The following is a 25,172-nucleotide window of genomic DNA, read 5'->3' as shown; positions in this document are numbered from 1 at the left end:
ATATGAAAAATTGGCGATATTGTATCTGATTATCGATTTTGCATCCACGACGTTATGTATGCAAAAATCGCGTTTTTATTAGGGTCTATTTTTTTAATCGTTCTAAATCTTGTACTGGCATTGGCTTACCTAACAGAAAACCTTGTAACTGATGACAACCTAAGCGCTTAAGTACCTCTTTTTGAAAGTCTGTTTCAACACCTTCAGCCGTTATGGTTAAACCTAAATTACTCGCTAGCTTAATAATGCTTTCCAAAATAAGCTCATCTTTACTGTTTTGATCTAAGTCTTTAATAAATGCACGATCAATTTTAAGTTCGTCTACAGGCAGCTGTTTTAAATACAAAAAACTAGAATGACCTGTACCAAAATCATCAATGGCAAGCTTAATTCCCATTTGACGCAAACGAAGGAAGCTACGCAAGCTAGTGTCAATATGATGCATTGCTGTGGATTCAGTAATTTCTATCATTAAGCGGCCGCTTTTAATGTTATAGCGACTAAATAAGTTTTCCAAAATTGAAAACAAATGCTTATGTTCAAACTGAATAGCCGATAAATTCACAGCCAATGGGAAAAATTCCGTTTGCTTATTTTCTTCCCAAATTTGGATTTGTTTACAGGCTTCTTCTAAAACCCAATATCCGATTTGAATAATTAAGCCTGTTTTTTCCGCCCCACGAATAAACATATTCGGACCTAATAAACCATGTACAGGATGATTCCAACGAATCAGCGCTTCAACACCACAAATTTCCTCTGTACTTGTCATAAATTTAGGCTGATAAAACAATGTAAACTGTTGTTCTTCTACAGCTTTATATAAATCATTAATTAGCTTCGTTTGGCTTTTTGACTCAGATTGCACATCACTATAACTAAAAATACTATAAGTATTACGACCTTGTTTTTTAGAATGCAACATTGCCGAATCAGCATTCATCATTACATCTTGTAGGTTATTGCCATGTTCAGGGAATAAGGCTATTCCGATACTAACGGAAATATTAACTTCCTTACCTACAATTGAAAAACCTTCTTGGACAATTTGATGCGTACGTTCTGCAGTGTAAGTTGCATACTCGACTGTTGAATCTTCAATAACAAGTAAAAATTCATCGCCACCAATACGCATAAGCTTTTCATTACTTGCAAGTTGCTTATGAATTCTGTTGGCAAATTGAACAAGAAGCTGATCGCCTATATGGTGCCCAAATACATCATTAACAGCCTTAAAACGGTCTAAATCTATGTATAAAAATGCACTTTTACCCTGATTCAAGCGCTGCTGTGCAAAAAGAAGATGTGCATATTCAGTTAAAAATAATCGATTCGGTAATTTTGTTAAATTATCTTGGAGAGATTGGCTTGCAAGCTCTCGATTAGCACTTAATAACTCTTTGTTACGCTCTTCTAATCTTTGCTCAAGCAATGCAATAATAAAAGAAACCGCCAATACAAGGCTTGTAACAAAGACAATTAAAAAGAAAATAATACCCTGACTTTGCTGAGCAACAACATCTACATTAGATACAGAATTTAAGTGAAATGAAACAGCTGTCATTCCTGTATAATGCATACCAACAATAGTCAGCGCCATCATCACAGCTAATAAAAGCTTATACCAAGATTTATTTAAAACAGCATTTTTATACTTAAACCACAACCAAAAAGTAATGCCCGAACCCAAAATGGCAATAACGACAGAGAACGTAACAATTAATAAATTATAAAAGCCACTATAGCCTTCTATCACCAACCCCATCATACCTAAATAATGCATTCCAGAAATACCTAGCCCCATAAGAACAGAACCTAGTACTAATTTAGGAATGGTAAGGGTGTCTTGCGTTGTCAACCAAACAGCAAATGACGATGCAATAAATGCAACAAGTAATGAAACAATAGTTAGGGTGTAATCAAAATAATAACCACTCGGTAAGTGACATGCTAACATGCCAACAAAATGCATTAACCAAATAGCAATTCCAAAGAAAAAACCACTTAATACAATCACTATTCTTTTATATCGAGCACTATTTTTAACATTTTGTGAAACTGTGCTTTCTACAGACAAAGCAATATAGCAAGCCAAAATAGATACAACTACTGACCCTATTACCAAATCGACATCATAGTGGATTGGAAGCATCGCTCGCCTCTGTCGTTATTTTATTTTTGTTTTGCGCCACATTCACTTGTATGCACTCATCTATACGTATATTAACTATCATCAACAATTATAAAATACTCAACCTAGAATGTTATACAAGTCACTGAAGGTCAAGCACTTATCTCATTTTATTTCCAAATTTACACACCTTATAACTTAAAAATATCTCAAGAGTAAATACATAAAATGAAGAAGACCAGCATATTGCTGGTCTTCTTCATGTATTACTGAGTTACTGCTGTTTTATTCAACTGATTATAGTCTAGTAAAACATTTGCAGCTTCTGTCACAAAAGTTTCTTCTTCTGCCAATGGAGGACGTTTATTCGCTTTCATTTTTGCTCTAGATTCAGATAATGCATCTAAAGCAGCTTGGTAACTTTCCCAATTTGCATACGGTTTTAAACCTGTCTCCTGACGACGTAAATTTTCAGCAGCTAAAGTTTGAGCTTCAATTTCTTTAAGTTCAGCTTTGCGTTGGGTAATATCTAAAACAGCTGTTTTTTTATCATCAGCTTTTTTCACAATTGCAGTACGCTCTTCTAAATACTTAAATTGAGGATCGACCTTCACACGTTGCTGTGACAACTTCGTTAATTCAGAAATATAAGGTTGAACCGAACCCTCTCGTTTAAATGGTGCCGTTGGAATCGTGTCCCACTCTAAAGCATTTTTAGATTTACGCTCTCCAAATGCTTCATTATAAACATCTACCAATTTAATATCAGGCACTACGCCTTTGTTTTGCGTACTTCCACCAGTAATTCTATAGAACTTACGTTGAGTTAAAGTTGCTTGACCATGTGCCAAGTTATCCAACTGAACTTGCGCTGTTCCTTTACCTGTTGTTGTACTACCAATCACGATCCCACGTTCATAATCTTGAATTGCCGCAGAATAAATTTCACTTGCAGATGCAGATGCCAAGTTAATCATTACAGCCAATGGACCTGCATACGTTTGAGTACCGCCATCGGTATCTTCAAAAATATTTACATTGCCATTGCCATCACGAATTTGAACCACAGGCCCAGACTTAATCACTTGTCCAAGCATACGTGCAACTTCTTCTAACGAACCCCCTGGGTTATTACGTAAATCAATTAAAATACCATCTACATTTTTAGCGGCTAAAGACTTTAATGCGTTATTCGTGTCTTCAGAAACTGAGCGATACTCTGTACCCGCTCTACGTGCACGGTAATTTAAATAAAATGATGGTATTTCAATTACACCAAAAGTATGTTTTTTCCCATCTCGGGTAATATCAATAGTACGTGAGCGTACACCAGCATCTTCTTCCTGAATAACATCACGCACTAAAGGAACTGTACGTGCCTGATTCATAGATGCACCCGCACCAAGCAACTTAATTGTAACTTTGGTACCACGTTTACCACGGATTAACCCGACAATTTCATTGCTCGGCCAACCAATAACATCAACCATTTTTTCGCCATCTTGAGCAACCCCAATAATGCGATCTCCTGATTTAATTTGACCCGATTTACTTGCAGGCCCACCCTCTACAATAGTTTCAATTTTGGTGTAATCTTCATTGCCACGTTCAGGGCGAATAGATACACCAATACCTTCTAGTTGCAACGTTGTTTGACGATTGAGCTCCATTGCATCAACTGGTGGGAAATAATTACTATGCGGATCATAAGTCAATGTCATCGCATTTAATGTTTTATCTAAAACATCATCACTTTTAATACGACTCATTCGCTCAAGTTGACGGGTGTAACGCTTCGTTAAGGTTTGAACAGGCGTCAAATCTTCTGGTCCTGTTAAATCTTGACCATCTGCTAACTCAGGATTGTCTTTTAATGCTTTTTGTTTCGCCTGCTCTTCTTCTTTACTAATTGTTAAATTAATTAGCTGAGAAACAAGCATTTTATTCCAATGCGCTTTTTGCTCTGCTTCTGTTTTAAAGAATGGTGATTTTTCTCGATCAGTTTCAATTGTGACATTGGGTTGATTTAAGTTTTGCGGCTTTTTCAATTCTGCCAACATATATTCATAAAACTGCTTTAAACGATTACGATACTGCTCATGAATTGCATATGGAGCAGTTAAATCGCCAGCTTTTAATGCGACACCAAAATTATCACCGTACATTTTTTGATATTTTGCAACTTCAGGTGCTAAAAATAATGTGTGTTCAGGATCTAGACTATCTATGTAAAAATCTAAAATACGATTAGACGTTTTTGCATCTAAACGCTGATTTAAATAGTGTTGTCGATCTACCAAAGTCGCCAATTGACGAGAAACTAAAGCCTGCTCTTGAGTCGGAACAATTTTTTTCGTTGTTGCTATAGTTTCAGTTGCAGCTACAGCTTCGTTAACTGCATGGGTAAAGAAAAATCCCCCCATTGCTATTGCAACAGCACATGCGATTGTTTGAAGTTTCATAAATAATTTGTACTTCCTTGGTATTTGACCAAATTTCTTTGCTCATTTTGACTTGAAATTCGATAGATTCAATGACTTAAATAGCTTAAATTAGTTTTATAATGTAGTTTTATCATAAACTGTGCTGACAAAATGTAGCAAATCATTGCAAAATTCGGTTATTGTTTTTCCTGAAAAATTCCAAAAACGGATACCGATATGATTGGCGCATTGATGCTCGACATCGCTGGCACAGAACTTACTCAAGAAGATATTCAACTATTACAAGCTCCGCAAGTCGGTGGTGTCATTTTATTTGGGCGAAATATTGAATCGCCAAAGCAAGTTCGTGCATTAACAGACCACATGCGACAAATTAGACCTGAAATTTTAATCGCAGTCGACCAAGAAGGCGGACGAGTTCAGCGTTTAAAACAAGGTTTTACGCTGCTCCCTGCAATGGGACGCTTTGGCGAACTCTATAAAACCAATCCGAATAAAGCATTAGACTTAACAGAACAATGTGGATGGCTCATGGCAACAGAGGTTCTTGCTGTAGGCATCGACTTTAGCTTTGCACCTGTTTTAGATTTAAATGATATTAGCGATGTCATTGGTGATCGTAGTTTTGCAACCAATATTGATGACATCATTCCACTTGCTGAAGCCTTCTTAAAAGGTATGAAACGTGCAGGAATGGCATCTACTGGTAAACATTTCCCAGGTCACGGTTCAGTAAAAGCAGATTCACATGTTGCTGCTGCTATTGATTCAAGAAGCTTTGAAGAAATCCAACAAAAAGACATGCAAACATTTATTCAACTTAAACCACAGTTGGATGCATTAATGCCTGCACATGTAATTTACGACAAAGTAGATCCAAACCCTGCTGGTTTTTCCGAGTTTTGGATTCAACAAGTTCTACGCAAAGATTTAGATTTTGATGGTGTACTTTTCTCAGATGACTTAAGTATGCAAGCAGCATGTGTTGTAGGGGGTGCCGATTCACGTATTCAAGCTGCCTTAAAAGCAGGGTGTGATATGGGCTTAGTCTGTAATAACCGAGAAGCGCAATGTATTGCTTTGGAAGGAATTGTAGACTTACCTCTGCCAAATCAAACACGCTTAGAACGTATGCGTGGTCGTATTCCTGATATTCACATTGATGGTGAGTTATCACTCGGTACTGAATGGGAAAAGGTTCGCACCAATATTACCGAGTTTAAAAATTCAACAAATGCATAAAAATGAAAGCACCTTCTGGTGCTTTTTTTATTGACTCTAAAAGCAGATTGCACATATTTGATATTTCACATGAAATAACAACATCTCATCTATAGGATACTGATTTTTTATATTTTTCTTTTTTCCTGCTTCATTGTCCTGCTTAGGGCTGTTAATATCGAATAGAAATTTCTAAGTGATCAAACCGCTATGCAAGAGTCTATTGAACAATATATGCAAACGGTAGGACAGCAAGCTCGTCAAGCATCACGTGTGCTTGCAGGTGCGTCTACCCAAGTAAAAAATAATGCTTTATCTGCAATTCATGCAGCTTTATTAACCAATGAAGCGGCAATTTTGGCGGCAAATAAAACAGATATGACTAAAGCACATGCCAACAATTTGGACAGTGCCCTACTTGATCGCTTAGAACTAAACCCCGTACGCTTTAAAGGAATGCTTGATGGCTTAAAAGATGTCATCAGCCTTACCGATCCTATTGGCGAAATCACAGATTTAGCTTTCCGCCCTTCAGGTATCCAACTTGGTAAAATGCGCGTGCCTTTAGGCGTGGTGGGTATGATTTATGAATCACGTCCAAACGTAACGTTAGAAGCCGCCTCTCTTGCACTAAAATCAGGTAATGCCATTATTTTACGTGGTGGTTCAGAAGCACTCGAATCGAACAAAGCAATTGCTGAAGCGGTTCAGCATGGTCTTAAAGTTGCGGGCTTACCTGAAAATGTCGTTCAAGTAATCAATACATCTGACCGCGCAGCTGTTGGTCAACTCATTACTTTAACCGAATTTGTAGACGTGATTATTCCTCGTGGTGGTAAAGGTTTAATTGAACGCATTAGCAAAGAAGCACGCATTCCTGTCATTAAACATTTAGATGGTAACTGCCACGTATTTGTTGAAGCTCAAGCAGATTTCAATAAAGCACTTCCAATTGCTTTAAATGCAAAAACACACCGTTACGGCGTATGTAATGCAATGGAAACTCTACTTGTAGATGAAAAAGTAGCAGCCGATTTCTTACCTCTTGTCGCTGAACTTTATGCAGAAAAACACGTTGAGCTTCGTGGTTGCCCACAAACTCTAAATATTCTTGGAAGCACTGTCGTTACAGCAACAGAAGAAGATTGGTACACAGAATACCTAGGACCAATTTTAGCTGTTAAGGTTGTTTCAGGTATGGATGAAGCAATTGATCACATTAATAAATATGGTTCACATCATACAGATTCAATCATTACTGAAAACTTCAGCCTTGCTCGCCAGTTTCTTGCACGCGTAGATTCAAGCTCAGTGATGATCAATGCTTCTACTCGTTTTGCTGATGGCTTTGAATATGGACTAGGTGCTGAGATTGGTATTTCTACCGACAAAATTCATGCACGTGGTCCTGTTGGTTTAGAAGGATTAACATCTCAAAAATGGATTGTTTTTGGTGATGGTCAAATTCGCCAATAGATCAAATAAAAGACAAATAAAAAGGGTTAATTCTGAATTAACCCTTTTTTTATTTTTGAAAAAATTAAGTTTATAATTCTATGAAAGTTTATTAAAAAACCACTCAAATTTAACAAAAAATAATCACATAAAGTTTTTATGGATATTTTACAAACTATGCTATGTTAAATGTGTAATTCACTTGAAATGGTAGTATTTCAATAATAAATGAAATCTATAACTTCATAAATTTTAATTATTATTGGGTATTCGGTCGATTGTGCTTAAGTCTAATCTCCTAAAGTCTATCTAGGACAGGAAAACAGCACATGATACAAATATACACAGATCAAAAGATAATGAATATCAATGATCAAGGGTAATACAACAATTCAAGTACGATAATTTTTAGTTAAGGGAAAGGTTATGCCTAAATCAGTACTCGTAATCAATTGCGGCTCATCTTCAATTAAATTTGCACTTTTACTCGAAGATCAAGATTTCCGCATTCACGGTTTAGCTGAAAACTTAGGCACACCAGAAGCCCGAATTAAAGGCGTCACTATGGGTAATGAGCCTGTAGATATTCGTATTCCTAATGCTGACCACAGACAAGCTTTAGAAATTGGCTTAGAGCGTCTTGCAAACTATAAGCCTGATGCCATTGGTCACCGTATTGTACATGGCGGAACAATTACCAAAGCCGAACTCATTACAGACGATATTATTCAAACCATTCGTGAAGCAACACCACTTGCACCACTTCACAATCCAGCTCACTTAGTCGGTATTGAAGCGACTCAACGCCTGTTCCCAGACTTACCACAAGTTGCTGTTTTTGATACCGCATTCCACCAGACTATGCCTGCACATGCATATCGTTATGCACTACCTAAATACCTTTATACACAACACAACGTACGTCGTTATGGTTTCCACGGTACAAGTCATGCTTATGTTTCAGAACGTGGTTCGGAACTTGCTGGTAGCTTCAAAAAAGGTGGTTGGCTGACCGCACACTTAGGTAATGGTAGCTCAACTTGCGCTATTTGGAATGGTCAAAGTGTAGATACATCAATGGGCTTAACGCCACTTGAAGGCGTAGTAATGGGTACGCGTAGTGGTGATGTTGACCCAAGTATTCACAGTTTCCTTGCTTCAAACTTAGGTTGGGATATCTATAAAATTGACAAGATGCTCAATAGCCAAAGTGGTCTTTTAGGTTTGTCTGATCTTTCAAATGATATGCGTACACTCATTGAAGCTTCAGAACAAGGTAATGAAGATGCAACGCTTGCTATTGAAGTATTCTGCTACCGTTTAGCAAAATCTCTTGCCGCATTAAGCTGTGGTTTACCGCAACTCAACGGTTTGTTCTTCACAGGTGGTATTGGTGAAAACTCTGCATTTATTCGTGAAAAAACGCTCGCTTACTTACCTCACTTTGGTTTCAACTTAAGCAAAGAAGCTAACGACAGTTTAAAACGTGGAACTGAAGGTCGTATTGATGCAGGTACAGGTCCTCAAATTTGGGTTGTACCAACAGATGAAGAAGGACGCATTGCAAAAGAAACTGCTTTTGTTGTTCAAAATGAGGTGAATTCCATAACTGCAAAAAAGCTTGAGGCTGTATCGGCTTAACACATTAAATTTAGCTCATTTTTATTTAATTTTAAGATTTAGACATATATGAAAACGATTTTATTGGTTCCAACAGGTGAAGGCGTAGGTTTAACATCTGCGTGTTTAGGTCTCATTTATGCCTTAGAATGCCAAGGGATAAAAGCGGGTTTTTTAAAGCCCTTCTCTCAAGAGGCTCAAGCTAAAACTGAAGATCGTACAACAGCGCTTTATCAACATTTATTTAAAGATGAAACTGTTGAACCAATAAGTTTCGAAGCATTAACACAGCGTTTAAACTACGGTGAGAATGACGAGCTCTTAGAAGATGCTGTTCGCTTACATCGTGAAATTGCAAAAAAGCATGACTTAATTATTGTTGAAGGTATCGTACCAACCAGCAGAGATTCATTTGCAGCTGAAATTAACACCGCACTTGCAAAAGCACTTGATGCAAAAGTAGTGATTGTAAGCAATGCAAATATTCATCAAGCCCCTGCATCTGCTGAAAAAGTTGAAAATCTACTTCGTCAATATGGTGGTATTTCGGGTGGTCGCCTTTCAGGTGTTTTATTCATGCGTACCAAAGGCTTGTCAGAAGATTCTGCACAAATCCCTGTTACGTTAGACCCAAGCTTACGTTTAGTTGATGAAACCCAAAATTTCGTTGCACAAATTCAAAAAACACATGCACACATTGGTACTAAAGATTTACCCGTTATTGGCTTAGTTCCTTTTAGTAATACGCTAAGCGTGCCTCGTATTTCTGATCTTGCATCTCACATTCAAGCAAGCTGGATTAACCGTGGCGATGCCGATCAACGTCGTGTTTTACATAGCAGTTTAATTGCCTCAAACATTGAACATGAACTAACTAAATTTATTGCAGGCGAACTGATTATTAGTGCATCCGACCGCATTGATGTACTTTTAGCAAGTAGTCTTGCAAGTAGTAATGGTATTCCTCTTGCAGGTTTAGTTCTTACAGAACATCACCAACCCAACAATCAGGTTCTAAATTTCTGTCAATCTGCAATTAAGCTCGGCTTACCCATTTTACACACTACATTAAGCACGTTTGAAACTTCACAACGTCTTGCCAATTTCAGCAATGAAATTCCTGTAGATGATACAGAACGTGCAAAACAAGTGACTCGCTTCGTATCAAGCCATATTCATCCAGATTGGCTAACAAGTTTAATTAATGGTAAGCATCAACAACGTCTTTCGCCTTCTGCATTCCGTCATGAATTAGTACAAAAGTCGATTGCTGCGAAAAAGCGTATTGTACTTCCTGAAGGTGATGAACCTCGTACCATTCAAGCTGCGGCTATTTGTCAATCTCGTGGTATTGCACAATGTATTTTATTGGCTAAACCTGAAGCTGTACTTGATGTTGCCAAAGCACGTGGCATTGAACTACCAAGCGATTTAGAAATTGTTGATCCTGACCTGATTCGTGATAATTACGTTGGGAAAATGGTTGAGCTTCGTAAAGGTAAAATCAACGAACTTCAAGCAACAGAACAACTTCAAGATACCGTTGTTTTAGGCACAATGATGTTGGCTTTAGACCAAGTTGATGGTTTAGTTTCAGGTGCAGTTCATACAACAGCAAATACGGTTCGCCCTGCCTTTCAACTCATTAAAACAGCACCTGATTATTCACTTGTATCATCTGTTTTCTTCATGTTGTTACCAGATGAAGTTTATGTTTATGGTGACTGTGCAATTAACCCAGATCCAAATGCTGAACAGCTTGCGGAAATTGCAATTCAGTCTGCCGATTCTGCAAAAGCTTTTGGTATAGATCCACGTATTGCCATGATTTCTTATTCGACAGGGACTTCTGGTGCTGGTGCAGATGTTGAGAAAGTGGCTGAAGCAACACGTATTGCGAAAGAACGTCGTCCTGATTTACTTATTGATGGTCCACTCCAATACGATGCAGCATCGGTTGAATCTGTTGGACGCTCTAAAGCACCAGACTCTAAAGTTGCAGGTCGTGCCAATGTATTTATTTTCCCAGATTTAAATACAGGTAATACAACATATAAAGCTGTTCAGCGTTCTGCGAATGTAGTGAGTGTTGGTCCAATGTTGCAAGGTTTAAATAAACCTGTAAATGACTTGTCACGTGGTGCTTTGGTGGATGATATTGTATTTACTATTGCCTTAACGGCAATTCAAGCAGAGCAACAGTCTGCTTAAGCTTTACAAATTAGCGTCTCCGCATTCCCCACCTCATCGAAAGATGGGGTGTTTTTTTATTGACAAACAAAACTCTGAGTTTTACAAAACATTAATTCTTATCTTTCCAATATTTATACAAATTTGCTTTTCCATCCAACCGAACAGGTACATATTGAATTAGAACCTTTTGTTCATTAATCGGTTTTGCTAACTCTTTATATACAGCTTGACTCGACAACCCAAAAGGCTCTGCTTCTTCATTCGAATATGCATAATTTACTTCTGTAATTCCCGCTAAATGAATCGCAGCTAAACACATCGGACAAGGATGTCCACTTGCATAAACAGTACAACCATCTAAACGACTAGAACCCAAAATTTGGCTAGCTTTTCTAATAGCAGACAATTCAGCATGTGCAGTCGGATCATTCGTTGTCAAAATTTCATTAATACCAGAGGCAATAATTTTTCCATCTTTGACTACTACAGCCCCAAATGGTCGACCACCTTCATCCGCATTTTTATAAGCTAAATTCAACGCTTCTTGTATGAAAGATATTGTCTTCATTATTAACCTCTCCAAGCTAGTCATAGAATACATACTCTACCATCAAAGTTTTCAGGTATATGGCTTGTTCTGTAACGTAATAGGATTTGAGATTTGAGATTTGAGATTTGAGATTTGAGATTTGAGATTTGAGATTTGAGATTTGAGAAGAATATTATTTTTATAAAATTTTAAGCAAAAAAAAGAAGATAAAGCTTAAGCTTGATCTTCTTGCTGACCGTAGAACCACGTTGCTGCGATAAACATAGAAAAACCAACGACTGAAACAACTGCTGTAATCATAATTTCATACTCTAACTTTGATATAAACATTATCTTAAAGTTTTATGACAGTTATATGACAAATATGAAACATTCAAATAAACCGTTATAACAATGTAATTCAATAACTTAATACCAAAAAACACATTAAACTCTGTCATATATGACAAATATCGCATGAAATATGACAATCAATGCATATTCATTAGACAAAAAAATAGGAGCATATAGCTCCTATTTTTCATATTTTTTAATTATGCAAAGAACTTCAAAATTACTTGAATAACAGTCGCATTAATCAAGTCTACGAAGAATGCACCACATAAAGGAACAATCAAGAATGCTTTATGTGAAGGTCCATACATATTTGTAATTGCTTGCATGTTGGCAACTGCTGTTGGTGTTGCCCCCATACCGAAACCACAATGACCCGCTGCCAATACAGCAGCATCATAATTTCGACCCATTACACGGAAAGTTACGAATCCAGCATACAACGCCATTGTTAGCGTTTGTGCACCTAAAATCACAACCAATGGACCAGCCAAATCTGCTAATTGCCATAATTTCAATGAAAGTAAAGCCATTGCTAAATACAAAGACAATGAAGCATTACCAAAGACATCAATTGCACGATCAAAAATATGAACTTTGAATATGCTTTCAAGCACGTTACGTAAAATTACGCCACCAGCCAACGTCCAAACAAATGTTGGAAGTTCAAACCATGTTCCCTTACTAAAGCCAGTCATAAAGTCAGCAAATGCAAGACATGCAGCAAACATACCTAAAGTCGTAATTGCATTATCGGCAGTAATTAAACGAACTTGATGTGGAAATTCAAACTGAGTAAATTCAGCAGAGTCTTGATTTTCTGTTGACTCATTATCTTTAGTCTTCTCTTGACTTGTCATTGGTTGAGCAAGATTATGACGGTTAATCAATAGCTTAGCTAATGGGCCACCAATAATACCACCAATAATCAAACCAAAAGTAGCACTTGCCATACCAAGCGCTAACGCGCCTTGAATACCGTGCTGAACTTCTAAGATTTCACCCCAAGCACCAGCAGTACCATGACCACCAGTTAACGTAATAGAACCTGCGATTAAACCAATTAAAGGGTCAATACCTAACAAAGTCGCTAAACTAATACCAACAAAGTTTTGAACAATAATAAATATTGATACACAGACTAAGAAAATAACAAGACCAAGACCGCCTTCTCTTAACTTGGCAAAGTTGGCACTTAAACCAATAGATGCAAAGAAAATAAGCATGAAACTCGTTTGAAGTTCACTACTTGTAGTAAGACTGAAGCCCCAAATATTGTGTACAACCAAAGAAAGAATTGCTGCAACTAAACCACCAGCAACAGGCTCAGGAATATTATAACGTTTCAAAAAATCAATTTTATTGACCAAGAAACGACCTAATAAAAGTACAATCGTCGCCGCTATGAGCGTATAGAACGCATTAAAACTGAATTCCATAAGTATTTTCCATACAGTTTTGGAATTGTTCCAACTCTAAGATTTTCTGCCCTTTAATACAGCAAAAGACATTATCTATAAAAGTAAAAAAGAACAAATAGAAGAAGAAATTAAAAGAAATAAAGCAATGAAAGCTTATGATGATTTGATGGAACTTGAGTTAATACTATTAATGTTATTTTTATATTAAACAACCAAGTACTTACAAAAACTCATCAAAAACTAACGCGTTTGTCCATTTCAATTATATCTAAAATAGATAAATAAATAAATATACCCTCCTACTTTGTTCAGAAGATTAATAATTAATCATAGTTTTTACTACTTAATTGCATGAAATTTAAAAATAAATACTGCATTCTTTTGCGATTAAAAAATAAACAATTTATTCATTTGAGATTTGAGATTTGAGATTTGAGATTTGAGATTTGAGATTTGAGATTTGAGATTTGAGATTTGAGATTTGAGATTTGAGATTTGAGATTTGAGATTTGAGATTTGAGATTTGAGAAGAATATTATTTTTATAAAATTTTAAGCAAAAAAAAAAGAAGATAAAGCTTAAGCTTGATCTTCTTGCTGACCGTAGAACCACGTTGCTGCGATAAACATAGAAAAACCAACGACTGAAACAACTGCTGTAATCATAATTTCATACTCTAACTTTGATATGAACATTATCTTAAAGTTTTATGACAGTTATATGACAAATATGAAACATTGAAATAAACTATTATAACAATGTAATTCAACAACTTACCACTAAAACTCACATTAAACTCTGTCATATATGACAAATATTGCATGAAATATGACAATCAATGCATCAAAAAACCATCAAATATGACAGCGAAAATCACAATTATGACAACACATTAAACTTTCGCCCAAAGCTTGATCAAAACACCCACAAAACCTGCTTTTTATCTTATAATTTAGCCCGCTAGCTAACAGCCCGCTCAAGAGATTTTTGTATGACTACTATTATCAAGCAAGATGACTTGATCACATCGGTTAAAGATGCGCTTCAGTTCATTTCATACTATCACCCACAAGACTTCATCCAAGCGATGAGCCGTGCGTATGACCGTGAAGAAAACAAAGCTGCAAAAGATGCGATCGCACAAATCTTAATTAACTCTCGTATGTGTGCAGAAGGACATCGTCCAATCTGCCAAGATACTGGTATTGTAAACGTATTCGTTGAAGTGGGCATGGACGTTAAATTCGATTTAACGATGAGCTTAGACGACGCGATTAACGAAGGTGTACGCCAAGGTTACTTAGAAAACTCTAACGTACTTCGTGCATCTGTACTTGCTGACCCTGCATTTGGTCGTAAGAATACGAAAGACAACACCCCTGCTGTGATCTACCACAAACTTGTTCCTGGTAACAAAGTAGATATCACTGTTGCAGCAAAAGGTGGCGGTTCAGAAAACAAATCTAAACTTGCAATGCTTAACCCATCTGACTCAATTGTAGATTGGGTACTTAAAACTGTTCCAACGATGGGTGCAGGCTGGTGTCCACCAGGCATGTTGGGTATTGGTATTGGTGGTACTGCTGAAAAAGCCATGATGCTTGCAAAAGAAGCATTGATGGAAGAAATCAACATGGACGAATTACTTCGTCGTGGACCGCAAAGCAAACTTGAAGAACTTCGTATCGAAATCTTCGAGAAAGTAAATGCTTTAGGTATTGGTGCTCAAGGTCTTGGTGGTTTAACAACTGTTCTAGATATTAAAATTAAAGATTACCCATGTCACGCTGCGGGCAAACCAGTAGGTATGATTCCTAACTGTGCTGCAACTCGTCATGCACACTTCACATTAGATGGTTCTGGTGTTGCAAATATTATTGCACCTAAACTTGAAGATTATCCTGAAGTAACTTGGGATTCATCTACTTCTAAACGTGTTGATTTAGACAACATTACTCAAGAAGAAATGAATGCTTGGCAACCAGGCGATACATTACTTCTTAACGGTACCATCTATACAGGTCGTGACGCTGCGCACAAACGTATGGTTGATATGTTGAATAATGGTGAAGAACTTCCTGTAGATCTTAAAGGTAAGTTTATCTACTACGTTGGTCCTGTAGATCCTGTTGGTGATGAAGTAGTTGGTCCTGCTGGCCCAACAACTGCAACACGTATGGATAAATTTACTCGCCAAGTTTTAGAAGCGACTGGTCTTTACGGCATGATTGGTAAAGCTGAGCGTGGTCCTTCTGCAATTGAAGCAATTAAAGATACTCAAACAACTTATTTAATGGCTGTTGGCGGTGCTGCATACTTAGTGTCTAAAGCAATCCGTGAAGCAGAAGTTGTTGCATTTGCTGACCTTGGTATGGAAGCAATCTACAAGTTTGTTGTGAAAGACATGCCTGTATCTGTTGCTGTAGACGTAAACGGTACATCTGTTCACGCAACTGCACCAAAAATTTGGCAAGCAAAAATTGGGAAAATTCCAGTAACGGATGCTGCTAAATAAGTTTTAGCTCCGTAATACTAATGCTACCTTTCTTCGGATCGGTAGCATTTTTTTTGATTAAAGACATAAAATGACATTCGCTTTACTTACCCAAAACGCTACTATTCAACTAATAAGAATGAAAGATGAGCAATGATAAATGACATATTCAACAATTTTAAAATCAACTTTATTCAGCTTATGCTTTTTGGGCTCAATAAACATTTATGCCACTACAGCAACAGATTCAACCATTAATAAATTTATTCAACTGAGTGAGTTAAATAGCACGTTGAATAAAAATATTAATGAACTACAACCCTACTTTGACAGTCAAGCTGAACAAATTATTCAAAGTATTTCTCCAAATAATGAATTAGATGCAAATGAAATAACCATTTCACTTAAGCTCAGTCAAAAAATGTTTGATATGACAAAAAAAACTATTACGAGCCCTCAAGCAATAGCAACTGTAAAAAAAATTATTAAAAACATTTATACAGAAGAAGAAATTCAGGCTTATAACAAGTTTTTATCAACACCTGAAGGTAAATCAATTAACGAAAAAAGTACTCAAGCCATGATGGAAATTCAAATAGCAATTGAAGATCTTGCAACACAAACTATGAAAAACTCAGATTATGAAAAAGAAATTATTAAAATTATTGAACCCTTAGCACAGCAATAAATAAGAGCAAAAAAAACGCGCCTGAAGGCGCGTTTTTTAATACAAAAATTTAAATTAAGCAGATTTATTGACTAACTTAAGGTCAGCTTTTACATCTTCTTTAACTTCATTTTGCTTAGGTTGACGCTCAGCTTTAAGCTCTGGCTGAGCATTGTCATTAATAACCGCTTCATTCACCACAACAGTGCCAACATCTTCACGACTTGGTAAGTCATACATCGTTTCAAGCAAAGAGTTTTCTAAAATTGAACGTAAACCGCGCGCACCTGTATTACGCTCAAGAGCCTTTTTCGCCACCGCACGTAAAGCAGACTCTTCAAATACTAAATCTACATTTTCCATGTCGAATAAGTATTTATATTGACGCGTTAAAGCATTTTTTGGCTCAGTCAAAATTTGCAATAAAGCATCTTCATCAAGCTCATCGAGTGTTGCAATAACAGGTAAACGACCAATAAATTCTGGAATTAAACCAAACTTCACAAGGTCTGTTGCTTCAACTTGACGGAACAAATCAGACAGCTTTTTAGTTTCATCTTTTTTACGCACTTCTGCTGTAAAACCAATGCCACCCTTTTCTTGACGCTGTTGCACAATTTTCTCAAGACCTGAAAATGCACCACCGCAAATAAACAAGATGTTTGAAGTATCAACTTGAATCAATTCTTGTTGAGGATGCTTACGACCACCTTGAGGTGGAATTGCAGCAACTGTACCTTCAATCATTTTAAGTAAAGCTTGTTGAACACCTTCACCAGACACATCACGTGTAATTGATGGGTTTTCAGATTTGCGTGTAATTTTGTCAATTTCATCGATATAGATAATGCCCTTCTGTGCTTTTTCTACATCGTAATCAGCTTTCTGAAGAAGCTTTTGAACAATATTTTCAACATCTTCACCTACATAACCAGCTTCAGTTAACGTAGTTGCATCTGCCATTGCAAAAGGCACATCAAGCAAACGAGCAAGTGTTTGTGCAAGTAATGTTTTACCTGAACCTGTAGGCCCAACAAGCATGATGTTACTTTTCGAAATTTCAACACCATCTTCTGCTTTTTGACCGCTATTTTGCACTTTTAAACGCTTATAATGGTTATATACAGCAACAGATAAAGTCTTCTTCGCAACATCTTGACCAATCACATATTGATCTAACGCAGCACGAATTTCATGCGGTTTTGGTAAAGGCTTAGTCGCCCAATCACTTGATTCTACTTGCTGACTGGTTTGAACTAAATCTAGGCATACGTCCACACATTCATTACAGATATATGCGTCCTCACCTGCAATCAGTTTCCCGACTTCAGACTGCGTTTTACCGCAAAATGAACAATGCTTTTGTCCTTGAGGATGTTCGGACATATTTACTCCAATAACTAATCTTTTTTAAATTGATGGACGTTTAGATAAAACTTCGTCCACTAAACCGTATTCTTTTGCTTGCTGTGCAGTCATGAAGTTGTCACGATCTGTATCTTTAGCAAGACGTTCATAATCTTGACCGCTGTGTTCAGCCATTAAACGGTTTAAACGTTCTTTAATAAATAAAATTTCACGTGCGTGAATTTCAATATCAGATGCTTGACCACGGAAACCACCTAGTGGTTGATGAATCATTACACGTGCATTTTCAAGGCAATAACGCTTACCTTTTGCACCAGCATTTAATAGGAATGCACCCATTGATGCCGCTTGACCCATACAATAAGTCACAACATCAGGTTTAATAAATTGCATAGTATCGTAAATTGCCATACCTGCAGTTACAGAACCACCTGGTGAGTTGATATATAAATGGATATCTTTATCTGGGTTTTCAGCTTCTAAAAACAACATTTGTGCAACAATTAAGTTCGCCATATTGTCTTCAACTTCACCTGTTAAAAAGATGACGCGTTCACGTAAAAGACGTGAATAAATATCAAAAGAACGCTCGCCACGAGATGACTGCTCTACCACCATTGGAACTAAAGCGTTTTCAATTGTTGGAACATACATACGTTTATTTATTCCTAAATTTTTTGTGAGTTAACCCATAGCGACAATATGAGGGATATTTATCAAAATTGCAAAATATTCGAGCTTAAATAGTAGATTTTTTACATCAGACATATTAAATAAAAATGATTTCGATTATTCATTTTCATAAAAAAAGGCGCCTAAAGCGCCTTTTTTCTTTCAGCTAGAAATTAGCCTTGTTGACGAGCTTGTTGCTCTTTCAATAAGTCTTCATAGCTTACTTTTGTATCAGTTACTTTAGCAGATGCTAAAATATGATCTACAACTTGATCTTCTAATACAACAGCTTCAATTTGTTGACGTTGTTGCGCATCGTTTTTGAAGAATTCAATTACTTCGTTTGGATCTTCGTAAGAAGAAGCCATATCAGCAATGTAAGCTTCAACGCGAGCAGCATCTACTTCAATTTTAGCTTCAGCTAAAACGCGGCTTACTAATACGCCAAGTTTAACTGATTTTTCAGCTTGTTCTTTAAACAAGTCATCTGGAAGCATGCTGCTGTCAAATGCTTTAGCGCCTTGAGCACCAAACTGTTGAGTGAATTGTTGAATCATTTGTTGACGTTGACGGTCAATTTCTTGAGACAACATAGACTCTGGAATTTCTACTTCGTTAGCAGCTACAAGCGCATCAAAAGTTGCACCTTTAACTTGGTTGCGAAGACCGTTTTTAACTTCACGTTCCATGTTTTTACGAACGTCAGCTTTAAGTTTTTCAACGCCTTCTTCTTCAGTTAAACCAAATACTTTTAAGAATTCAGCATCAATTTCTGGAAGCTTTTGTTTTTCAACAAGCTTAACTGTAATTTTGAATTGAGCAGCTTTACCAGCAAGGTTTTCAGCTTGGTAGTCTTCAGGGAAAGTTACATCAATAACTTTCTCTTCGCCTTTCTTCATACCAACGATACCGTCTTCGAAGCCAGGGATCATACGACCAGAACCTAATACTAGTTTGAAGTCTTCAGAAGAACCACCTTCAAACTTCTCGCCATCAACAGAACCTTCGAAATCAAAAGTTACTTGCATGTCTTTTTTAGCCATGCCTTTTGTTTCAGTCCAAGAAGCGCGTTGCTTTTGAAGATTTTCGATCATTTGATCTACATCTTTATCATTTACTTCAGTTGCTTTACGTTCAACTTCTAAACCGTCAAATTTAACATCAACTTCAGGATAAACTTCTACAGTTGCTTGATAAACTAAAGCATCATCTTTCATTTCAGTTTTATCAATATTTGGCATACCAACAGCGTTAATTTTCTCTTGTTGGATTGCTTCAAAAACTGTGTCACGAATAATGTCGTTAACAACTTCTTGATAAATACCAGCACCGTATTCACGGCGAACAACGTTCACAGGTACTTTACCCGCACGGAAGCCGTTAATCTTTACAGTTTTGGCAGTGCGTTTCAAACGAGCTTCAAATTGCTCATTAATACGGCTCGTCGGTACAGATACGTTTAAACGACGGGCAACGCCCGAAACCGCTTCAGAAGTTACTTGCATGGCTTCCTCGATATAATTGGAAATAACAGTTTTTTAAAAAGTGCCACATTATATGACAACATTTAAAGATATACAAAAAAAAGGATTATAGCACCTTTAGTTAAAGTCTTTGTACAAAGCACTAGCTCATATTTCTTATGAAAGAAATCAAGATACGTTTGTATATATTTCATTGCAAATGATAATGTTTATCGTTAATATTGCGAACAATTATTATTCAAGTCTTTTTTCTCGTCCATTTTTGGAATTCTTTTATGAGTAAGTTCAACCTACATCCTTTATCTATCGCATTGCTTGGGGCAATGACAACTTCAGTTTTTGCAGAAACATCTACAGAAACACAAAATCATCAACTATCTACAATCGTAGTTTCTGCATCTGGTTTTGAACAACAAATTAAAGATGCACCTGCTTCAATCAGTGTAGTCACAAGAGAAGATATTGAACGTAAAAATGCCACTAGCATTGCAGATTTATTAGTAGATATTCCTGGGGTAGATGTTCGTAATGGTGTAGGAAAAACAGGTGGCTTAAATGTTAGCATCCGCGGTATGGCGGCAGATGATACATTAATTCTCATCGATGGTCGTCGTCAAACAACATCAACAGATGTAACACCAAATGGTTTTGGAGAAACTTCTACCAGTTTTATGCCCCCTCTGTCCGCTATTGAGCGAATTGAAGTCATCCGTGGCCCTATGTCAACTCTTTATGGCTCAGATGCTATGGGAGGTATCATTAATATCATCACTAAGAAAATATCTGATGAATGGAATGGAAATATCACTGTTAGTGGCAATGCTATGGAAAGTGGAGCAGAAGCAGATTCGTGGAAAACTAGCTTTTTACTTAATGGCCCCTTAATTAACAATAAATTAGGCTTACAACTGCGCGGTAGTTATTATGATCGCGGACGATCAGAACGAATTGAAGGCTCTACTGGTCGTGACCCACGCCCAACTACAGCACACAATTATGATGTTGGTGGAAAACTAACATTTAAAGTTGATAATCAAAACTCTTTTTGGTTTGATTCTTTCCACTCAAGTCAAAATTTTAAAAATGAAGATAACAGACTAGGAACGCTAGATTGGACAACTGAATCCAATATCGGCACTCAAGGGTCTCCTGTATATATTCCATCTGCATCTGGATACAAAGACGAATTAATTTTTAATCGAAGTCAATTTTCACTTGGTCACGATGGAGAATACAACTTTGGTAATTGGAAAACATATATCAGCCATTCTGAAACGGAAACAAAGGGAAGAACTATACCAACCGAAGCATTTCCAACAAATCAACAAGCAAATAATTCTATTATCGGAAGTGACCGCAAGCTTAAAAACACAGACTTGATTCTCAACAGCCATGTCATTTCTCAAATTAATGCTCACAAATTAACAGCTGGCATAGAGTACAAAAAACAAACGATAAAAGATAATATTGCCAAACACAAAAATGGTATAGATGAATTTGATCAAAACTCATTTTCTATATACGCTGAAGATGAATGGTCACTATTAGATAATTTAACCTTAACCTATGGCGGGCGAGTAGAAGATCACTCAGGATTCGGTTCTCATTTTAGCCCACGGGCCTATTTAGTTTGGAATACCAACGATATCCTAACAATAAAAGGTGGGGTTAGTACTGGCTATAAAGCTCCCTCTGCAAAATCTTTATCCAATAATTTAATTGGTATGGGACGTCAAGGTCGCTCTTTGACTTTTGGTAATCCAAATTTAAAACCTGAAACATCAACTAACTATGAACTTGGGTTCAATTTAGAGCCAAATGACAAGTTAAACGTCAACGTTACAGGTTTCTACAATCAAATTAAAGATGCTATTGTTTCCACAAATTTACCAATGTCAACTGAGTGCGTAACAGCTACAACATGCTCAAGTAGTATAAATGCAAATGAGGCTAAAGTTTATGGTGCTGAAGCTAGTGTAAACTATTCAGTATTACCAGAGTGGGATATTAAAGCCGCTTACACGTATACAAAAAGTAAGATTACCGATGGAGAAAATGAAGGTACTTATTATAATAACCAACCTAGAAATGCCTTCAATTTAACATCTACCTGGCATTTATCACCAGTTGTTGATTTATGGCTACAGTACGAATATAAATCAGAACGTCAACGCTTCTTAAATACTCCAAATATAGATGGTGTTGCTGTTGGACAAGGCTCTAGTGATCAAGAAGAATATAGATTATTTGGAGATAAACTCTCAGGCTATAGCCACTTTAATCTAGGTGCAAGCTATATAATATCTGATCAATTGCGTCTGAATGTCGCTGTTAACAATTTATTAGATAAAGATTTTACTGATGGTGCTCAATCTTATAACTACATAAGTAATAATGCCTCTCAAACTACAACTGGCTATAAATATTTAGATGTAGGATCTAGTACTTCGGGTACATATTTAGCTGGTCGTAACTACTGGCTATCTGTTTCATACGACTTCTAAGTTATCTACCTCAAATCCTAAAAAACCTGCTTCGGCAGGTTTTTTTATTAAAGCTTCTACATTCATATTCTCAATAATTAATTAAACTTAAAATGAAAATTCCTATTTTCTTAAAAAACATAAGTTTAAATACAATTTGTTACATTATTTCATTCAAACTTCCATATTATCTCCATTTGAGAATCGCTATTACCAATTCAAATTAAAAGACTTTATAAATAGGAATCATTACTATTTGCACTCAATAATCATCACATCCTTTGGGTTTGAAATGGCTTTCATCAAAACGCGTAAAAAAATCGTATCTTCTGCGATTGCTTCGTCTCTAAGTATTATGGCTGGACACGCAATTGCCCAAGATCAAGCAACTCAACTAGAAATAATTCATTCAGAAGCATCTTTAGAACAAAAACAAAGCTTAAAAGTAGATAAGTCTGCAAATACTAAATTTGTTGCTCCCCTACTAGATACACCAAAATCAGTATCTGTAATTTCACAACAATTAATTCAAGACACACAAGTTACAACACTAAGTGATGCTCTTCGTACAGTTCCTGGTATTACACTAGGTGCTGGTGAAGGTGGTAACCCAAATGGTGACCGTCCATTTATTCGTGGTTATAACTCAGAAAGCTCTATCTATGTCGATGGTATTCGTAATTCAACTTCACAAAACCGTGACATGTTTGCGGTAGAACAAGTTGAAGTAGTAAAAGGTTCTGGCTCATCTTTAGGTGGTGCTGGTTCTGTTGGTGGTAGCATCAACATGATTACCAAAGAAGCAAAAAAAGGAAGTTTCTTACAAGGTTCTGTTGAACAAGGTACAGATGATTACCGTCGTATTACATTAGACGGCAACAAAGATTTTGGTAATGGTATTGCGGCTCGTGTTGCTGTATTAGGTCATGAAAATAACAAACCTGGTCAAAGTAATGGTGCTGAATACAAACGTGCTGGTATTGCACCAAGTATTACTTTTGGTTTAGATACAGATACACGTGCTACATTAAGTTATTACTACTTAAAATCTAATGACACTCCAGATTCAGGTGTACCTTATTGGAATGGCTCTAAAGCTGAAGGCACACCACTAGATGTAAAACAAGGTGTTTACTATGGTTGGAAAGATCGTGATTTCCAAAAACAAGAAAATCAAATTGGTACAATAAAACTCGAGCACGACCTTACCGATAATTTAACAATTAAAAATATTGCTCAATATTCAAAAGCAAAAAATGATTATATTTGGACACAGCCAGATGATTCAAAACTAAACATTGCAAATGGTAGCGTTGCAAGACGTGCAAATACACGTATTACTGATACGAGTACATTTACAGATCAACTGTCTTTGGCTGGTAAATTTAACACTGGAGCATTTAAGCACTCATTTAATACAGGTGTTGAATATAGCCATCAAAAATCTGATAAAGGAAGCTATAATCTTACAAGCTTAGGTGTTACAACATCTACCCTTCCTAACGGAACACCAAACTTAAATAACCCTGATGCATGTAGCGGACTTATTGGTTCTGCATCAGACTATTGGTGTACTGATGCGTATAATCCAAATCCAAATGATCCATGGTTAGGTTCAATTACAGCAAATCGTGGTGTCACCACAACTACAACTAAAAATACATCTATCTATTTCTTAGATAATATTGAAATTAACCCACAATGGTTATTAGATTTAGGGGTTCGTTGGGATAAATTTGATACATCTGCTTATTACAACAAAACATCAGGATCAATTGCAGCAGGAACAACGTATAGCACAAAAGATGATTTCTTTAATTATCAAGCTGGTTTAACATTCAAACCAACTGAAAATGGTGCAATTTATATCAGCTATGCCACTTCATCTAACCCTGTTGGCGTTGATGCTGGTGATGGTTCTGAAAGTCTTGGTTCTGTTGGTAAAGGGACTACAGCAGCACAAGCCATACAAATCAACAATTTAAAACCCGAACGAACAAAAACATATGAATTAGGTACAAAATGGGACTTATTACAAGATCGTCTTAATTTAACAGCAGCTATTTTCCGTACAGAAAAGAAAAATACTCGTGTACTTGTTGATGCAAGTAACTATGCTAATGCTGGTGAGAGTAAAGTTGATGGTTTAGAAATTGGCGTAAATGGTAATATTACTCCTAAATGGGCAATGTCAGCTGGCTATACATATCTAGATAGTAAGTTAACCAAAGCAGCTTATGGTTCTAGTCAAGATGAAGGTAGACAGTTACCAAATGTACCGAAAAATTCAGCAACACTTTGGACAACATACCAAGTATTACCACAACTTATGATTGGTGGTGGTGCATATGCAATGGACAAAGTTTATGGAGCAAATACTGCAACTACTCAAAAATTTGTACCTGGATATGTTCGTTATGACTTAATGGCTCGTTATGACGTAACTAAAAATGTTAATTTACAAGTAAATGTAAATAACTTAACAGACAAACGTTACTTCACTAAAGCATACGGTTCACACTATGCAACAGAGGCAGATGGTCGTAATGCAGTATTATCTTTAAACTTTAAATACTAAGTTTTAAACATTAAATCCCATATTAAACCTATGGGATTTAAGCTAAAATAGCCTCTAA

The 25,172-nt window shown here is 36.6% G+C and carries 15 protein-coding genes; 8 read left to right on the top strand and 7 right to left on the bottom strand.

What is annotated here, in order from left to right; genetic code table 11:
- Window positions 1–85: 85 nt before the first annotated feature.
- On the bottom strand, window positions 86–2,152 hold the full coding sequence (locus tag AC5YDH_RS00750) for a bifunctional diguanylate cyclase/phosphodiesterase (protein ID WP_496116338.1): 2,067 nt from the start codon (window positions 2,150–2,152) through the stop codon (window positions 86–88).
- A 245-nt stretch (window positions 2,153–2,397) separates the two neighbouring features.
- Window positions 2,398–4,593, bottom strand: a complete 2,196-nt coding sequence (locus AC5YDH_RS00745) for a carboxy terminal-processing peptidase (RefSeq protein WP_496116337.1) — start codon at window positions 4,591–4,593, stop codon at window positions 2,398–2,400.
- Window positions 4,594–4,791: 198 nt separating this feature from the next.
- Between AC5YDH_RS00745 and nagZ the strand changes: the two genes are divergently transcribed.
- The 4 genes from nagZ (at window position 4,792) to pta (ending at window position 11,082) form a co-directional block, all read left to right on the top strand.
- Complete coding sequence (gene nagZ / locus AC5YDH_RS00740; RefSeq protein ID WP_496116336.1) at window positions 4,792–5,817, top strand: beta-N-acetylhexosaminidase; 1,026 nt, start codon at window positions 4,792–4,794, stop codon at window positions 5,815–5,817.
- A gap of 189 nt (window positions 5,818–6,006) precedes the next feature.
- Window positions 6,007–7,272 (top strand): glutamate-5-semialdehyde dehydrogenase, encoded by a 1,266-nt coding sequence (locus AC5YDH_RS00735; protein WP_496116335.1) that lies wholly within the window; start codon window positions 6,007–6,009, stop codon window positions 7,270–7,272.
- 405 nt (window positions 7,273–7,677) lie between these two features.
- Window positions 7,678–8,892, top strand: a complete 1,215-nt coding sequence (locus AC5YDH_RS00730; protein ID WP_496116334.1) for an acetate/propionate family kinase — start codon at window positions 7,678–7,680, stop codon at window positions 8,890–8,892.
- 48 nt (window positions 8,893–8,940) lie between these two features.
- The gene (gene pta, locus AC5YDH_RS00725; protein ID WP_496116333.1) at window positions 8,941–11,082 is read left to right on the top strand and encodes a phosphate acetyltransferase; all 2,142 of its coding nucleotides are present in this window, start codon (window positions 8,941–8,943) and stop codon (window positions 11,080–11,082) included.
- Window positions 11,083–11,173: 91 nt separating this feature from the next.
- Here the strand turns inward: pta and AC5YDH_RS00720 are convergent, their stop codons facing one another.
- Window positions 11,174–11,632, bottom strand: coding sequence for a nucleoside deaminase (locus tag AC5YDH_RS00720; protein ID WP_496116331.1), 459 nt, complete (start codon window positions 11,630–11,632; stop codon window positions 11,174–11,176).
- Window positions 11,633–12,147: 515 nt separating this feature from the next.
- Complete coding sequence (gltS, locus tag AC5YDH_RS00715; RefSeq protein WP_496116330.1) at window positions 12,148–13,386, bottom strand: sodium/glutamate symporter; 1,239 nt, start codon at window positions 13,384–13,386, stop codon at window positions 12,148–12,150.
- 973 nt (window positions 13,387–14,359) lie between these two features.
- Here gltS and AC5YDH_RS00710 point away from each other — a divergent pair.
- Together AC5YDH_RS00710 and AC5YDH_RS00705 are read left to right on the top strand one after the other, a co-directional pair.
- On the top strand, window positions 14,360–15,883 hold the full coding sequence (locus AC5YDH_RS00710) for a fumarate hydratase (protein WP_496116329.1): 1,524 nt from the start codon (window positions 14,360–14,362) through the stop codon (window positions 15,881–15,883).
- A 139-nt stretch (window positions 15,884–16,022) separates the two neighbouring features.
- Window positions 16,023–16,550: a DUF2059 domain-containing protein gene (locus tag AC5YDH_RS00705; RefSeq protein ID WP_496116328.1), complete on the top strand. Its 528-nt coding sequence runs from the start codon at window positions 16,023–16,025 to the stop codon at window positions 16,548–16,550.
- 54 nt (window positions 16,551–16,604) lie between these two features.
- On the opposite strand, the gene clpX is transcribed toward AC5YDH_RS00705, so the two are convergent.
- From clpX to tig, 3 genes are all read right to left on the bottom strand, one after another.
- A complete protein-coding gene (gene clpX, locus AC5YDH_RS00700) occupies window positions 16,605–17,915 on the bottom strand; it encodes an ATP-dependent protease ATP-binding subunit ClpX (protein ID WP_496116326.1) in 1,311 nt (436 codons plus the stop codon).
- A gap of 24 nt (window positions 17,916–17,939) precedes the next feature.
- Window positions 17,940–18,551 (bottom strand): ATP-dependent Clp endopeptidase proteolytic subunit ClpP, encoded by a 612-nt coding sequence (clpP, locus tag AC5YDH_RS00695; protein WP_496116324.1) that lies wholly within the window; start codon window positions 18,549–18,551, stop codon window positions 17,940–17,942.
- 191 nt (window positions 18,552–18,742) lie between these two features.
- Window positions 18,743–20,074, bottom strand: a complete 1,332-nt coding sequence (tig, locus tag AC5YDH_RS00690; RefSeq protein ID WP_496116323.1) for a trigger factor — start codon at window positions 20,072–20,074, stop codon at window positions 18,743–18,745.
- 254 nt (window positions 20,075–20,328) lie between these two features.
- Here tig and AC5YDH_RS00685 point away from each other — a divergent pair, with 254 nt between their 5' ends.
- Together AC5YDH_RS00685 and AC5YDH_RS00680 are read left to right on the top strand one after the other, a co-directional pair.
- Window positions 20,329–22,557: a TonB-dependent receptor domain-containing protein gene (locus tag AC5YDH_RS00685; RefSeq protein WP_496116321.1), complete on the top strand. Its 2,229-nt coding sequence runs from the start codon at window positions 20,329–20,331 to the stop codon at window positions 22,555–22,557.
- Between the two features lie 271 nt (window positions 22,558–22,828).
- Window positions 22,829–25,114, top strand: coding sequence for a TonB-dependent receptor (locus AC5YDH_RS00680; protein WP_496116320.1), 2,286 nt, complete (start codon window positions 22,829–22,831; stop codon window positions 25,112–25,114).
- Window positions 25,115–25,172: the final 58 nt, after the last annotated feature.

The sequence above is a fragment of the Acinetobacter sp. FY683 genome, assembly GCF_059515885.1.
The sequence above is the reverse complement of the archived record's forward strand: the minus strand, read 5'-3'. Positions and strand labels throughout refer to the sequence as shown.